At 45.5% G+C, this 14138-nt stretch carries 16 protein-coding genes; 13 read left to right on the plus strand and 3 right to left on the minus strand.

Going from position 1 to position 14138, the window contains the following annotated elements:
• Positions 1 to 6: 6 nt before the first annotated feature.
• Positions 7 to 588: a TetR/AcrR family transcriptional regulator gene (locus tag B2M23_RS07615; protein WP_038353011.1), complete on the minus strand. Its 582-nt coding sequence runs from the start codon at positions 586 to 588 to the stop codon at positions 7 to 9.
• A 305-nt stretch (positions 589 to 893) separates the two neighbouring features.
• Here B2M23_RS07615 and B2M23_RS07620 point away from each other — a divergent pair, with 305 nt between their 5' ends.
• The 5 genes from B2M23_RS07620 (at position 894) to B2M23_RS07640 (ending at position 3908) form a co-directional block, all read left to right on the plus strand.
• Positions 894 to 1211, plus strand: coding sequence for a rhodanese-like domain-containing protein (locus B2M23_RS07620; protein ID WP_242945886.1), 318 nt, complete (start codon positions 894 to 896; stop codon positions 1209 to 1211).
• Positions 1208 to 1633, plus strand: a complete 426-nt coding sequence (locus tag B2M23_RS07625; RefSeq protein WP_406566569.1) for an RrF2 family transcriptional regulator — start codon at positions 1208 to 1210, stop codon at positions 1631 to 1633. Before B2M23_RS07620 ends, B2M23_RS07625 begins: the two co-directional genes overlap by 4 nt.
• A 21-nt stretch (positions 1634 to 1654) precedes the next feature.
• Entirely contained in the window at positions 1655 to 3019 is a 1365-nt protein-coding gene (locus tag B2M23_RS07630; protein WP_038353008.1) for an FAD-dependent oxidoreductase, read from the plus strand.
• Positions 3020 to 3056: 37 nt separating this feature from the next.
• Positions 3057 to 3374, plus strand: coding sequence for a thioredoxin (gene trxA / locus B2M23_RS07635; protein WP_038353007.1), 318 nt, complete (start codon positions 3057 to 3059; stop codon positions 3372 to 3374).
• Between the two features lie 183 nt (positions 3375 to 3557).
• Positions 3558 to 3908 (plus strand): Hpt domain-containing protein, encoded by a 351-nt coding sequence (locus B2M23_RS07640; protein WP_038353006.1) that lies wholly within the window; start codon positions 3558 to 3560, stop codon positions 3906 to 3908.
• 63 nt (positions 3909 to 3971) lie between these two features.
• On the opposite strand, the gene def is transcribed toward B2M23_RS07640, so the two are convergent.
• Entirely contained in the window at positions 3972 to 4427 is a 456-nt protein-coding gene (def, locus tag B2M23_RS07645; RefSeq protein ID WP_038353005.1) for a peptide deformylase, read from the minus strand.
• 130 nt (positions 4428 to 4557) lie between these two features.
• Complete coding sequence (locus B2M23_RS07650; protein ID WP_038353004.1) at positions 4558 to 5415, minus strand: AraC family transcriptional regulator; 858 nt, start codon at positions 5413 to 5415, stop codon at positions 4558 to 4560.
• 204 nt (positions 5416 to 5619) lie between these two features.
• Here B2M23_RS07650 and B2M23_RS07655 point away from each other — a divergent pair, with 204 nt between their 5' ends.
• The 8 genes from B2M23_RS07655 to B2M23_RS07690 all read left to right on the plus strand — a co-directional run bounded on the left by B2M23_RS07655 (position 5620) and on the right by B2M23_RS07690 (position 14078).
• Positions 5620 to 6300, plus strand: coding sequence for a response regulator transcription factor (locus B2M23_RS07655; protein ID WP_038353003.1), 681 nt, complete (start codon positions 5620 to 5622; stop codon positions 6298 to 6300).
• Positions 6272 to 7339: a sensor histidine kinase gene (locus B2M23_RS07660; RefSeq protein ID WP_052237337.1), complete on the plus strand. Its 1068-nt coding sequence runs from the start codon at positions 6272 to 6274 to the stop codon at positions 7337 to 7339. The genes B2M23_RS07655 and B2M23_RS07660 overlap by 29 nt, the downstream gene beginning before the upstream one ends.
• 99 nt (positions 7340 to 7438) lie before the next feature.
• Positions 7439 to 8110: an ABC transporter ATP-binding protein gene (locus tag B2M23_RS07665; RefSeq protein WP_038353002.1), complete on the plus strand. Its 672-nt coding sequence runs from the start codon at positions 7439 to 7441 to the stop codon at positions 8108 to 8110.
• Positions 8111 to 8115: 5 nt separating this feature from the next.
• Positions 8116 to 10512, plus strand: coding sequence for an ABC transporter permease (locus tag B2M23_RS07670; RefSeq protein ID WP_038353001.1), 2397 nt, complete (start codon positions 8116 to 8118; stop codon positions 10510 to 10512).
• A gap of 178 nt (positions 10513 to 10690) precedes the next feature.
• Positions 10691 to 11098: an RrF2 family transcriptional regulator gene (locus B2M23_RS07675; RefSeq protein ID WP_038353000.1), complete on the plus strand. Its 408-nt coding sequence runs from the start codon at positions 10691 to 10693 to the stop codon at positions 11096 to 11098.
• A gap of 14 nt (positions 11099 to 11112) precedes the next feature.
• The gene (nifS, locus tag B2M23_RS07680) at positions 11113 to 12321 is read left to right on the plus strand and encodes a cysteine desulfurase NifS (protein ID WP_038352999.1); all 1209 of its coding nucleotides are present in this window, start codon (positions 11113 to 11115) and stop codon (positions 12319 to 12321) included.
• Between the two features lie 45 nt (positions 12322 to 12366).
• Positions 12367 to 12744: a Fe-S cluster assembly scaffold protein NifU gene (gene nifU / locus B2M23_RS07685; protein ID WP_038353165.1), complete on the plus strand. Its 378-nt coding sequence runs from the start codon at positions 12367 to 12369 to the stop codon at positions 12742 to 12744.
• A gap of 152 nt (positions 12745 to 12896) precedes the next feature.
• On the plus strand, positions 12897 to 14078 hold the full coding sequence (locus B2M23_RS07690; RefSeq protein ID WP_242945888.1) for an AI-2E family transporter: 1182 nt from the start codon (positions 12897 to 12899) through the stop codon (positions 14076 to 14078).
• The last annotated feature ends 60 nt before the right edge of the window (positions 14079 to 14138 follow it).

Here is a 14138-nt window from a genome sequence, read left to right on the forward strand (position 1 = left end):
AACAGATCAGGGATTTGTAAGGTCTGGAAGACCAAAAGCAAGGGTAACGATATAGTCGTAAAGATCCTGCTTGCGTTCTTCCAGGCTTTTATTGCTTTTTGCGATTGAAAGGAAGGCGGCAATGGTTCCCGTAAGCATTGCCGCGCTGAGATTATTATCATGGGGAAGTCTGAGATGCTCGGCGAGATGTTCGGAAAAAAGCTTGAGCAGACGGTCGCGCTGAGCGGTATATTTTGTTCCCTCACAACCTTCCAATAAAATAACAATTCCTTTGCTCATCAATAGATCCAGAGGGAAAACCTCTGGAAGAATATCGCCGATAATCACGAGATAATTATCCTTGGTAAGGGTACCTACAGAAAATTCCCGGTGCTTTTCGATCATGGCGTTAATTTTTTCAGGAATATCGCCGATCACCGCGTCGAGAAGGGCTTCTTTATTTTCAAAATAATTATAAATATTACCAAGAGTGGTGTTGGCTTTTTTGGCAATGGTACGCATTGAAGCATCTCTATAGCCGCGTTTGTAAAATTCATTTTCTGCTGCTAAAAGAATTTCCTGGCGTATCTCATCTTTTTTTATTTGCATGGGTACTCCGTTATCGATTTAAAATCTACATATCAGGCCGTGTCTGGTGTTGCTTTAAGTATTAGTATAGCATAGGTATTTGTGAATAATAACGTATTTTTCAAAAAAGAGCTTGACAAAACAAAGTGTAACTTTTATAATTACAATCAAGAAGTGTAACAAACGTGATTACAAAAGGAGGGTTTATGAGGAAAAAGGGTATAATTATCTTAATGCTGTTGATATTGGCAGCGTCAATATATACAGGCTGCACAGCAAAGCCAACTGAGGGCAGCAGCCAATCCGAACAAGAAGGAGATAAAAATATGGTGAAAGCAGAATATCATAAGATTTCTCAGGATGAAGCGAAAAAGAGAATGGATGAGCATGAGAACATTTTGATTGTCGATGTGAGACAGGAAAATGAATACAAAGAAGGGCATATAAAGGATGCAGTCCTAGTCCCACTGGACACCATTGGCGATGAAAAGCCTGAGGCGCTCCCAGATTCTGACCAGGAAATTCTGGTGTACTGCCGGAGTGGCAAACGCAGTGAGCAGGCCTCGAGAAAGCTGGTAGCTTTAGGTTATACCAATATTTATGATTTTGGTGGGATTAACACTTGGCCCTATGAAACGGAGTGATTAAATTGACAGGTGAATTTAGTATTGCAGTTCACGCCCTGGTTTTTCTGAACCACCATCAGGGCGAGATTTTATCCAGTGAGGCCCTTGCTGAAAATGTATGTACCAATCCTGCAAGAATCCGTAAGGTGATGGCAAAGCTTAAAAAGGCAGGGTTGGTTAAAACAAAGAGCGGCAGTGAAGGCGGTTATTATTTTGACCTGGACCCCTTTTCGGTGAACCTCCGTTCGGTCTGTGAAGCGATCGGCGGCAAGGTAGTATCGACCTCGTGGCGCTCCGGGGATTCGGAAATGGATTGTCTGATTGCTTCCGGCATGGCAGATATAATGGATGAAATCTTTATGTCCCTTGATGCAGTTGGAAAAAAAGAGCTGGAAAAAACAACGGTTGGCGACATAGACCTTAAAATTTTTGGTTCGTAAAAAAATAACAGGAGAGAAAAAATGAAACACTATGATGCAGTCATTATCGGCTTTGGAAAAGGCGGCAAGACCCTGGCGGGAAGCCTGGCAGGAATGGGAAAAAAGGTGGCCATGATTGAAAAATCAGATAAAATGTATGGCGGAACCTGTATTAATGTCGGGTGTATCCCCACAAAGTCTCTGGTGAACAGCGCGAAGGCTTCAATCATTCAAAAACCAGACAGCTATGATGAAAAGAACCGCCTGTATTGGGAAGCAGTGGAAGAAAAGCGTCGGCTGACAGGCATGCTGAGAAAGAAAAATTTTGATAAGCTGAATGATTTAGATAACGTAACGGTCTATAATGGACTTGGCAGTTTTGTATCCGCCAACCGTGTAAAGATTGAAACCGCGGAAGAAATCCTTGAGGTTGAAGGCGATCAGATTTTTATCAATACCGGATCCGTTTCAGTTATTCCGCCCATTAAAGGAATTGAGGGAAATCCTTATGTTTATACCAGCGATTCTTTGATGGAGCTGGATGTACTGCCAAAGCGTCTGGCAATTATCGGCGGTGGCTATATCGGATTGGAATACGCATCAATGTATACTGATTTTGGCGCGGAGGTTACTGTATACCAAATTGAAGATAAATTAATCCCGCGTGAAGACCGTGATATTGCGGAAGCGATTCAGAAGGCGTTTGAAGATAAAGGTGTGCGTTTTGAAATGAACGTCCAAACTGAGGAAATCGAAAATGCCGGGAACGAAGCGGTTGTTCATTATAAGAAAGGCGGCACAGCAATGACGGCTGGAGCGGATGCGGTCTTAATTGCTACGGGCAGAAAACCAAACACAGATAGTCTTAATCTTGAAGCTGCCGGTGTTGAAAAAACGCCAAGAGGCGCAGTCAAGGTCGATGAAAAGCTTCGGACAAGCGCTCCTAATATCTGGGCGATGGGCGATGTTGCAGGAGGACTGCAGTTTACCTATGTTTCATTAGATGATTTCAGAATTGTCAAGGATCAGCTGGCAGGCAGCGGCAAACGCGCAAGCAGTGACCGCACAGTACCCTACAGTGTCTTTATTGACCCGCCGTTTTCACGTGTCGGCCTTAATGAAGAAGAAGCAGCGGCTCAGGGTTATAATGTAAAGATTGCCAAGCTGCCGGCAGCGGCCATACCAAAGGCTCAGGTGCTGAGAAAGCCTGTAGGTCTGTTAAAGGCTGTTATTGACGCCGAGACTAATAAAATTTTAGGAACAATGCTTTTCTGTGAGGAATCCTATGAAATGATCAACATTGTAAAACTGGCAATGGACGCGGGTCTGGATTATACAGTATTAAGAGATCAGATCTTTACACATCCTACGATGAGTGAAGCGCTTAACGATTTGTTTGCAGTATAAAGAATAATTCATAAATATAGATAAAGGAGTAACGATAATGGCAAGAGTAATTAATGCACAGGAATTTAATGAAGAAGTATTGAAGGGAAAAGGCGTTGTACTGGTCGATTTTTTCGCAACGTGGTGTGGGCCGTGTAAAGCGCTTTCTCCGATTCTGGATGAACTGGCTGAAAAGGTAAAGGATGCTAAAATTGTAAAAGTGGATATTGACGCAGACAGCGATTTAGCTTCTGAATACCGTGTTATGAGTGTGCCTACGCTCAAAATTTTCAAGGACGGCGAAGTAAAGGAAAGCCTGGTGGGCGGGCGCCCATTGGAAGAGCTGGAAGCTAAGCTGGCGGAATACCAGTCTTAACAGAAAAAAGAGCATTGCAAAAACGCAGTGAGCAGCTTCAGTCTATATTTGAACAGTTGTCTTTAAAGCAATTATACTTCTTGTCTTTTTTAGCTGGCTGTACTATAATTTAATACAACAGTACTATTAACTCGGTCAGTCAAAAGTATGTAAGATAACAAAAATGAGAATAGGAGAGACAAGATGGATATTTTAGAGGGACTGGGATCAATTGGAATTGATTTGGAAACAGTTTTACAGCGTTTTTCTAACAATGCGGCTTTATTGGAGCGCTTTGTACTCAAATTTCCAAAGGATGAAACCTATAAGGCCTTAAAACAGGCAGTAGAGGAAAAGGATTATGAACGTATTGAACGTGAAGCCCATACACTAAAGGGAACAGCTGCAAACCTTGGTTTTGATCTGCTCAGTGAAAAAGCTGCAGAAATGGTAGAAAAGGTACGAAAGAATGATTACGCGGATCTTGAACCTGTTTTTGAAGCCTTAAGCGAAGAATACAGCAAGATTATAGCAGTGATTGAAAGCAACGGCTGAACTGTTGTCGAATTGGATGCTATTTAAAAAGAGTACCGCTTATAAAAGAGGTACTCTTTTTTATTAGAGATCCACATACTCGATAACTTTATCCGTAAAAAAGATGCCGTCCAAATGGTCAAGCTCATGGCAGAAGCATTTTGCCAGCAGCCCCTCTGCTTCCTTTTGAAGAACCTCTCCCTCTGGGGTAGTGTACTCAACGACAACGCGTTCGGGACGCTTGACCTTTCCCCACACATCAGGAGAACTCATGCAGCCTTCTACAACAATGCGCTCGCCTTCGGCTTCGATAATTTTCGGATTAATCAGCTGGTATAGGCCCTCGCCCACATCAATGACGACTACACGCTTTAGTACCCCCACCTGGTTGGCGGCAAGACCGCCGCAGTTTGGAAGCTGATACATGGTTTCAGTCATGTCTTTTATTAATTCCAGAGTTCGTTTGTCGATGGTTTCAACAGAACGGCATTTTTTGTGTAAAATGTCATCTGGAAATTTTCTTATTTGTCTAATGGCCATAATGATAACCTCAATATATTAAATTTAATGCTTTAAAAATTGTATCCTAATTTTGAGGTTATGTCAACGAAACTCACATGAAAACAGACGAACAGACCATTCGAAATTCGAATGGTCTGTTTTTATACCGCTATTTTTTTGAAACCGGCAGCCAGACCTCGCAGCGGTAATCCTCTGCCTGCTGGTTGCCTTCGCCGTAGACCTCGATATCCGGTGCGCTGGCGTATTCGTAGCCGGAGTTTGGAAGCCATTCAGTGACAATGCGCCGCTGCAAGCTCTGGATCGCCTGAGGCATGGGGCCGATACACTCAAAAACAGCCCACGTGGCGGCAGGGATGGTGAACTCAGTCATGCCCTGCGGCAAAGGTTTGTCTGTTGCGACGGCAATATAATAGTCGAATGTTTTTTCATTCATGCTGGAGCTTACTCCCAGAACGCCAAAGGGCTCTTTATCCATGAGCGCTGCAAGCTGGGGAATCAGGTTCTTTTCGGCAATCTCCTGCCAGAAAGCAGGAATCTTGTTATAGCTCTCCTCAAAGTTTACATCCAACGATTTGCATACACCCACAATTCTAAAGGCTTCTTTTTCAATAATTTTGTAATTCATCTCAGTATCTCCTTTAATTGAAATAGAGAAGGTTATCCTTGGATAAGCTTTCAAAGAAATGCCTTTCGACCTGGCGGCAGAGGGCGGTACGCCATGAACACTCTGGAAAGCGCGGGTAAAAGCAGTAGGGGACTGATACCCGTATTTCAGTGCGATGTCCAGGACTTTTGCATCAGTTGTCTGAAGCTCAAATGCAGCGGCAGTCATGCGGCGCCTGCGGATATACTCGGAAAGCGGTATATCCGCAATGTATGAAAACATCCTTTGAAAATGAAAAGTTGAGCAGCAGGCGATCTTGGCAGCCGTATTATAATCAATCGTGCTGCTCAGGTTTTCCTCAATGTAATTGACAGCCTGGTTGAGTCTTTGAATCCATTCCATGTTTAACACTCTCCTTACAATAAAAGTTTACCATCAGATGAAAAAAGTTGCCTCGCAGTTTATGCACAAAAAAGGCAGCAGGCTCTTATGATCATACCCAAAAGCAGGTGAAAAGAAAATGATTCTTAAAAAAGAAACTTCTCTTTCTCTACAAGTTAGGATAAAATATTAGAACTATGACAATATGCTGGAGAGGAGTATAAAATGAAGAGTATTCTTGTAGTTGAAGATGATGAGATGCTGGGCGCAGGCCTCTGCTATAATCTGGAGCTTGAAGGCTTCAAGACCACTTTGGTACAAAGTTTTGAAGGAGCTGGAAAAAGAATTGAGAAAGACAGCTGGGATATGGTAATTCTGGATGTGAACCTTCCGGACGGCGATGGCTTTAGTCTGGCAAAAAAGATCCGCCTCAAGGCCAGGACACCGTTGATTTTTCTAACAGCCTGTGATCTGGACGATGACATTTTGAAAGGCTTCGAGCTGGGCGCGGATGATTATATTACCAAGCCATTTAATATAAAGATTGTGATTAAGCGGATCAACGCGGTTTTCAGAAGAACGGAGGTCAGCAGAAAAGAGCTGTTTATCTGTGGAAACCTGGAGATTGATTTTGAAAAGCGGGCGGCCAGTAAAAACGGAGAACCTCTGGTGCTGACACCGACAGAGTTTAAGCTCCTGCAGCTTTTCTGCAAAAATCCCGGAAAGGTACTGACCCGAAAAATGCTTTTGGAAAGCCTGTGGGACAACGAGGGAAACTTTGTTGATGAGCATACCCTTACCATCAATATCAGCCGCCTGCGTTCAAAAATTTCAGACGATACCTTTGCCTATATTAAAACAATTTATGGGATGGGCTATGAATGGACTGGTGAGAAAGATGCGTAAAGGAAGAATACCCTCTGCGCTGCAGGAGTGGATCAGCATTGCCGCTATGGTTATCTTGACAGTTGCCTTTGTGGTGCTGGTCTTTGCGCTGACCGATCGTGATACGGGGATCATGCTTCGCGTGGCCGCAGTAATTTTTGCGGTGGCTTTTTGGGGAATCCTCTATATTTTCCAGCTGATTTGCAGACGGCGCTTTGTTTATTTTTCGGATGAGATCTGCACAAATCTGGACAGCCTGATCCAGAACGAAGGGGTACAGGCCTTTAACCTTGAGGAAGAAACACTGTCTTCAAAGGTACAGATGAAGCTGAACCAGCTATATGATGTTACCAATGCGGCTACCCAGGAGAGTGGCGAACAGAAGCAGGCAGTTCAGAGGATTGTTTCAGACATATCACACCAGCTTAAAACCCCCATCGCCAATATTAAAATGTATGCCGATACAGTAACGAATCCTCAAGTGCCAGAGGAAAAAAGGCTCTTTTTTCTGGACGGGCTTCAAAATCAAGTGGAAAAGCTCGATTTCTTGATCCAGGTACTGACAAAAATATCACGTCTGGAAAACGGGCAGATCGTATTAAAAGCCGAGCGTCAGGCCTTTTATCCGACCCTGGCCCAGGCCCTCAGCGGTGTTACCATGCCGGCAGAAAAGAAGGGGATCACTGTAAACGTAGCGTGTGACGAGACACTGGAGCTTTATCACGACACAAAATGGACGGCCGAAGCGCTTTTTAATCTGCTGGAAAACGCGGTTAAATACACGCCGGAGGGCGGCAGGGTATCTGTTTCAGCAGAGCAGTGGGAAATGTACACCAAAATAGAAATTGCGGATACAGGAATCGGCATTTCCGAGACGCATATCAACGATATTTTCAAACGTTTTTACAGAGAGTCCAAGGTCCACAGCACCCCGGGCATCGGCGTGGGGCTTTATCTGGCACGTGAGATCATTGGGAAAGAGCAGGGCTACATTAAAGTAGCCTCACAGGAAGGTGAAGGCTCTGTTTTTTCAGTATTTCTGCCAAATCAGGCCGGTTGATGAGCAATCTCTCAAAACTGTAACATTCTTTTTTCAAATCGAGAGGGTTTTGAAACATTCAGGTGATAAGATTAAGTCAGCAAATAAAGGAGACAGAAAATGGAGATCTTAAAAACAACGGATTTGAAAAAGCATTACGGCAGCGGCGAGAGTATGGTGAAGGCACTGGATGGTGTGTCCTTATCGGTTGAAAAAGGAAAATTCACAGCCATTGTGGGAACCTCCGGAAGCGGAAAGTCAACACTTCTGCATATGTTGGGAGGGCTGGACAAACCGACCTCTGGCAGTGTAAAGGTAGGCGGCAAGGAGCTGTCTGAAATGAACGATGAGCAGCTGACAATCTTCAGAAGACGCCAGATCGGCTTCATTTTCCAAAATTACAACCTGGTGCCTATCCTTAACGTATACGAAAATATTGTACTGCCCATTGAACTGGACGGTAATACAGCAGATAAACGCTTTGTGGGCGGCATTGTCAAAATGCTTGGACTTAAGGAAAAGCTGACAAGCCTGCCGGGAAACCTGTCAGGCGGACAGCAGCAGCGTGTCGCGATCGCCAGAGCACTGGCGACAAAGCCGGCGATTATTCTGGCAGATGAGCCTACCGGAAACCTGGACAGCCGGACCAGCCAGGATGTGCTGAGCCTGTTAAAGGCAACCAGCGCTCGTTTTAATCAGACCATTGTAATGATTACTCATAATGAAGAAATTGCCCAGCTGGCGGATGAGGTTATCCGTATTGAGGACGGCAAGATCGTAAACGGCAGGTAACGGCAATGAATTACGAAAAAAATAATAACGGAAAAGTTATCGGAAAGCTTGCCAGGGACAGTATTAAAACGAGCAAGATGCGCAATGCCTTCATTGCCGTCACCATTATTTTATCCGTAAGTCTTCTGATGGTTATGAGTCTGTTTACCGTTGAGATGAAAGAAGCGGATAAGCGGGCCATGGCCAGGGCACAGCATGTGATTTACTATAATCTGACAGATGACCAGCTGCATCGTCTGTCACAGGATTCCCGTGTTTCCTATCTGACCCTCGGCAAAAGAGGACAGGCAGTAGAGATTGATAATCATAAGCTGGTGCCTGTCTATGCGGATGGCAACTCCATGGAAATTAAGACAATGAATCTGCTGGACGGAAAGCTGCCAGTACAGGAAAATGAAGTGCTGGTCTCAAGAGAGTATCTGGAACAGATCGGAAAACCGGCAGAGCTTGGAACAGAATTTACCGTAACCTTCCTGGATGGAGCAACTGAAAGCTTCAAGGTCAGTGGTTTCGTAGAGGGAGCAAAGGGAAGCAAGCAGTATACGCTGGTCTTTTCAAAGGCCTATGCTGAAAATGGTCCGCAGATGAGGGATATTCCCTATGAGGCCTATGTCCGGCTTTCAGGAGCAGAGAAGATGGGCAAGGAAGAATGTAAAGCGGTCATTTATTCAGTTGGCGGCGACGCGGGAATACTGCGGGAGGACATGAATCCAAACGATCATTTTCTGGACACTCTGACAGCAGATACTCAGGAAATCGCTTTGGCTGCGTGTGTGGGAGTTGTTGTACTGCTCGCCAGTGTTCTGGTTATCTACGGTGTTTTCTATATATCGGTGGTTGGCCGGATACGCCAGTATGGACAGCTGCGAACCATTGGCATGACCAAAAAACAGGTGCGGCGGCTGGTTACCCGCGAAGGTATCTATCTCTTTGCCGTATCGGCTCCGGTGGGAGTTATTATCGGCAGCGTTATCGCCTATTTTCTGAAGCCTGACGGATGGAGCCTTTTAAATACCCTGCTGGTAGCGCTGCTGGTGCTCGTGATTGACCTGATCACTGTTTTGATCTCCGTTCGCAAGCCTGCCTCGATTGCAGCTTCAATTTCTCCCATTGAGGCTTCAAAATATTCGGCTTACTCCGGTGGAAAGAAAAAGAAAACCAAAAAGGTACACCGGAGAATCAGCCCGCTGCATCTCGCGGCCATGAACTCGGCCAGAAACCGGAAAAAAGTTTTTATGACGGTTCTCTCGCTTGGGATCGGCGGCGTTTTATTTATGGCAGCGGCGACCTTTGTCAATTCCTTTGATAAAGAAATGTATTCACGTCAGGGCGATTTTGCGGATTCGGAATATATCGTTTCTTTTTCGGGAAACGCCCTGGGGCTTTCAGAGTACGGTATGGCAGGCCTCCAGAAGAATTCCCCCTTTACCGAAACGCTCGAAAGCCAGATTTTGTCCATTCCCGGAGTGGATGGTATCCGCAGTAACCAGGCGACCTCTGTTGAATTTGATTATCCTAAAAAAGATCTTGTCCATGTTGAGGATAACATTTCCCCATTTACCAGAGAGCAGGCTCAGGAGCTTGAAAAATATCTGGAGGATGGGAGCCTGGATTATGATGCAATGCTGAAGGGAGAGACCATTCTGCTTCAGGCCAACTCTGTGGTGCAGGAAATTTATGGCTGGCGTTTTGAGGTTGGCGATATGTTAACCCTCTATTTTTACAATGGCGATACCGTGGTACCCAAAGAGGTGAAAATAGCGGGTATGATCAGTACAGACTATCCGAAGCCCATCAGCGGATGGTTTATGATGCCTCAGGAGGTGATCCAGTCCATCGTACCCTTTAATCTTGATAAGGATTTTATTGTTTCGACAGAGCCTTCTATGGAATTTGCGGTTGAAGAGCCGCTGCGGGCTTTGGTAGACAGCAATCCAAATCTTGTGCTGTCAACGCTTCAGGAGCAGAGAGAACAGGATTCAGGAAGCATTGCAACCCTCTCGGCCACTGCGCTGGGTCTGGCGTTGTTTATCATCGCCTTTAGCATGATCAATCTTGTCAATACGCTGATCACCAATATCCTGTCTAAAAAGCAGGAACTGGCCATGCTGGAATCCATTGGTATGAGCCGCAGGCAGATCCGTCAGATGGTACTCGGCGAGGGGATGCTTCTGGCCGCGGGAAATCTGCTCATCACATTGACCATAGGCACCGCAGCAGGCTATCTGATCTGCTGGGCCTTCGGAAAGCTTGGTGTTCACTATATGATCTACCAGTTCCCGGTTTTCTATGTGCTGGCCTACGCGGTAATCCTGTTTCTGGTACCATACCTTATCTCAAAAATTGCACTCCGCAGCTTTGAAAAGGAAACGCTGGTTGAACGATTGAGAGAAGCAGAATAAATAATTGAAACATCTGGATAGCAGTTTTATATCCAGATGTTTTTATTTTAGAGAAAAATAATAATTTTTCCTGAAAAAATGCCAAAGAACAAAATTTTATCTTGCATTAATGCGGAACTGTGCTATAATACTATTAAATTCCGGGTGGAATACTAGGAATTGAAAAGGAGGTGCTACAGTGAGACTCTCCACAAAGGGCCGGTACGGTGTACTGGCTATGTATGAGCTGGCGTGCCGGTATGGCAATGGGCCAGTATCAATTAAAGAGATAGCAGAAAAACAGAATTTTTCAGACTCCTATATGGAGCAGCTTTTTTCGACCCTTAAAAAGGCGGGACTGATCGTCAGTTTAAGAGGCGCGAAGGGTGGGTACATTCTTTCAAGAGAGCCCAAGGACATCACTGTTGGTGAGATTATCCGCGCGCTGGAAGGGCCTATTGAGCTGGCCGACTGCGTCGGCGGCCCTGAGGGCTATGTCTGCCGAAAATCGGGAGAATGTGTCACCAAAGGACTCTGGATGGAAATCAGAGACAGCATTAATAACATCATTGATAACCGGTCTTTACAAGACTTAATGGATAATTGAAAGAGAGGCTTTTTATGAAAAGAATCTATTTAGATAACGCGGCAACAACAGCCGTTGACGAAGCGGTTTTGGCAGAAATGCTGCCATATTTTACAGAAAAATACGGAAACCCGTCCTCTATTTATCAGGAGGGCCGGGAAGCCAAGCGCGGCGTGGAAGCTGCCAGATTACAGCTTGCTCAGGCCATTAACGCAGACCCGAAAGAAATTTACTTCACAGCCGGTGGTTCCGAATCGGACAACTGGGCCATTAAGGGTGTGGCTTTAAAAAACAGGAAAAAGGGAAACCACATTATAACCACAGAAATCGAGCACCACGCAGTGCTCCACACCTGTGAATACCTTGAGAAGGAAGGCTTTGAAGTCACCTACCTTCCGGTTGACAAGGACGGACTTATTTCACTTGACGATCTTAAGAATGCCATCAAGGATGAAACCATTCTGGTTTCAATCATGTTTGCCAACAACGAGATCGGAACCATTGAACCCATTAAAGAAATCGGAGAAATCGTCAAGGCCAAGGGCATCATTTTCCATACCGATGCAGTGCAGGCTTTCGGGAATGTTCCCATTGACGTAAAAGACCTGAATGTGGACTTGTTGTCCCTTTCCAGCCATAAAATCTATGGACCGAAGGGCATTGGAGCCTTATATATCCGCAAGGGTGTACCGATCGACAACCTGATCCACGGCGGCGCACAGGAAAGAAGACGCCGTGCCGGCACAGAAAACACCGCTTCCATCGTTGGTTTTGGTAAGGCTGCGGAAATGGCCGCCAATGATCTGGAAGCCAACACAGCCCATTTACAAGAGCTTAGAGATGCGCTGATCAAGGGTGTAATGGAAAAAATCCCTCAGGTGCGTTTAAACGGTCATCCGACCAAGCGCCTTCCGGGGAATGCAAACTTCTGCTTTGACTATATCGAAGGGGAATCCATTCTCTTAAGCCTTGACCTTATTGGCGTTGCGGGCTCCAGCGGATCGGCCTGTACTTCAGGATCACTGGACCCGTCGCATGTACTGCTGGCCATTGGCCTGCCAGCCGGGATTGCCCACGGCTCACTGAGACTGACCATCGGCAAGCATACCACCATGGAGGACATTGAATACGTCGTTGACAATCTTGTCAATATTATCGAACGGCTGAGGAAGATGTCGCCCATCGACGCTAACAGCCCGATTGACGACGCTGTTTATGACCACGACCACCACCATCATCACTGAGAATGATGAAAAATAACGGATAAAATAAAGGAGAATAAAATCATGATGGAATATACAGATAAAGTAATGGAAAACTTCCAAAACCCTAAAAACGTGGGTGAAATGGAAGACGCTAACGGAATCGGCCAGGTAGGCAGCCCTGCCTGCGGCGATATTATGAAAATGTATTTAAAAATAAATGATGACGGTATTGTTGAGGACGCCAGTTTCAAAACCTTTGGCTGCGGTGCTGCCATTGCGACCAGCAGCATGGCCACAGAAATGATCAAGGGTAAAACCCTTGAAGAAGCCGCTGCACTGAAGAACTCAGAAGTGGTAGAAGCTCTCGGAGGACTCCCGACTGAAAAAATCCACTGCTCTGTTTTAGCTGCTGAAGCCATTCAGGCAGCCATCGAAGATTACAAATCAAAGCACAACGCATAAGCCCATGATCAAAAACGCTTTTCATTAATGAAAGGCGTTTTTTTATTTATGAGGAATCCTTTTGTTGGCAGGGCTTTAAAAAAGGGTATTAAAAAATAAGCAACTCATAATGACACAAGATTCAGTAAAAGAAAGAGGGCGAGATAGTGGAAATGAACCGAAAAACAAAGCAGGCTTTAATCGGGATTATTGTCCTGGCATTGGTTTTGTGGGCTGGCCTTAAGAATATTGATGCGGTATGGGGGGCATTTCTCGGAATTATGGGATTGATCTCACCTTTTATTATTGGCGCCGGCATCGCCTTTGTCTTAAATATCCCCATGAGTCTGATGGAAAGGCGGCTGTTTACAAAAAGGTGGCTAAAAGGAAAGCGCGTCCAAAGGCTGCGGAGGCCCCTGAGTATTCTGGCGGCGTTTTTAATTCTTATCGGTATTATGGCCCTGGTCGTTTTTCTTGTGCTTCCTGAGCTGGTAAACGCCGTTTTACTTTTTGCCAGGAGTTTTCCATCGGTTCTTGAGAATTTCCAGAGCTGGGCGGTTCGTATCCTCGGCGAGCACTCCGAAGTTTCCGCCTTTATACAGAAGTTTGATACCGGAGGACTTGAAAGTCTGAACTGGGATATGCTCAGCAAAAACCTGTTTTCCTTTTTCAGGGGCGGTGCTGCGGGATTTTTAAATACAACGCTGAACGTGGCAGCCTCGGTAGCAGGCGGTGTTTTTCATACGGTGATCGGCCTGGTGGTGGCGGTTTATCTTTTATTTCAGAAGGAAAAGCTGGGGCTTCAAACCAGAAAGCTTCTGTACGCTTACCTGCCGGAAAAGCGTGTTGACCGGATTTTGGAAATTGCCGGCCTCATCCAGGAGACTTTCAGCCATTTTGTTTCAGGCCAGTGTATCGAAGCATTGATTTTAACCGTTATTTATACCATCGTTCTGTCACTTTTACAGATGCCCTATGCTCTGACCATTGCGGTACTGATCGGCCTATTCTCACTGATACCTGTCTTTGGGGCCATTGTGGCCTGCTGTCTGGGAGGGTTTCTCATCTTAACCCTAAGCCCGGTCAAGGCGCTGATCTTTGTGGTTGCCTGTTTCATCGTGCAGCATGTCGAGGGCAATCTGATCTACCCGCATGTTGTGGGCAGTTCCATTGGTTTGTCTCCGCTTTGGATTCTGGCCGCGGTCACCATTGGCGGAGGTGCTTTCGGCATTCTGGGCATCATTGTGATGATCCCGCTCTTTTCAGTGCTCTATACACTGACCGGCGAGACAGTCAACCAACGTCTGAGCCAAAAGGACATAGACCCGCGAAAGCTTTTGAAAAAAGAAGAGTGACCTGCCGATTTGAAGAATTCTTGAGTATTCTTTCAAGACACTGTGTAAGCGGATGTGCTA

The sequence above is a fragment of the Eubacterium limosum genome (genome assembly GCF_000807675.2).
In the GTDB taxonomy this organism is placed as follows: Bacteria; Bacillota; Clostridia; order Eubacteriales; family Eubacteriaceae; genus Eubacterium; species Eubacterium limosum.

What these genes read in the sequence shown, in the direction of transcription:
- trxA (WP_038353007.1), top strand. Translation starts at nt 3,057, where the DNA reads ATGGCAAGAGTAATTAATGCACAGGAATTTAATGAAGAAGTATTGAAG.
- def (WP_038353005.1), bottom strand. Translation starts at nt 4,427, where the DNA reads ATGGCCATTAGACAAATAAGAAAATTTCCAGATGACATTTTACACAAA.
- B2M23_RS07660 (WP_052237337.1), top strand. Translation starts at nt 6,272, where the DNA reads ATGAATGGACTGGTGAGAAAGATGCGTAAAGGAAGAATACCCTCTGCG.
- B2M23_RS07670 (WP_038353001.1), top strand. Translation starts at nt 8,116, where the DNA reads ATGAATTACGAAAAAAATAATAACGGAAAAGTTATCGGAAAGCTTGCC.
- B2M23_RS07655 (WP_038353003.1), top strand. Translation starts at nt 5,620, where the DNA reads ATGAAGAGTATTCTTGTAGTTGAAGATGATGAGATGCTGGGCGCAGGC.
- B2M23_RS07620 (WP_242945886.1), top strand. Translation starts at nt 894, where the DNA reads ATGGTGAAAGCAGAATATCATAAGATTTCTCAGGATGAAGCGAAAAAG.
- nifS (WP_038352999.1), top strand. Translation starts at nt 11,113, where the DNA reads ATGAAAAGAATCTATTTAGATAACGCGGCAACAACAGCCGTTGACGAA.
- B2M23_RS07630 (WP_038353008.1), top strand. Translation starts at nt 1,655, where the DNA reads ATGAAACACTATGATGCAGTCATTATCGGCTTTGGAAAAGGCGGCAAG.
- B2M23_RS07665 (WP_038353002.1), top strand. Translation starts at nt 7,439, where the DNA reads ATGGAGATCTTAAAAACAACGGATTTGAAAAAGCATTACGGCAGCGGC.
- B2M23_RS07690 (WP_242945888.1), top strand. Translation starts at nt 12,897, where the DNA reads ATGAACCGAAAAACAAAGCAGGCTTTAATCGGGATTATTGTCCTGGCA.
- B2M23_RS07640 (WP_038353006.1), top strand. Translation starts at nt 3,558, where the DNA reads ATGGATATTTTAGAGGGACTGGGATCAATTGGAATTGATTTGGAAACA.
- B2M23_RS07615 (WP_038353011.1), bottom strand. Translation starts at nt 588, where the DNA reads ATGCAAATAAAAAAAGATGAGATACGCCAGGAAATTCTTTTAGCAGCA.
- B2M23_RS07650 (WP_038353004.1), bottom strand. Translation starts at nt 5,415, where the DNA reads ATGGAATGGATTCAAAGACTCAACCAGGCTGTCAATTACATTGAGGAA.
- nifU (WP_038353165.1), top strand. Translation starts at nt 12,367, where the DNA reads ATGGAATATACAGATAAAGTAATGGAAAACTTCCAAAACCCTAAAAAC.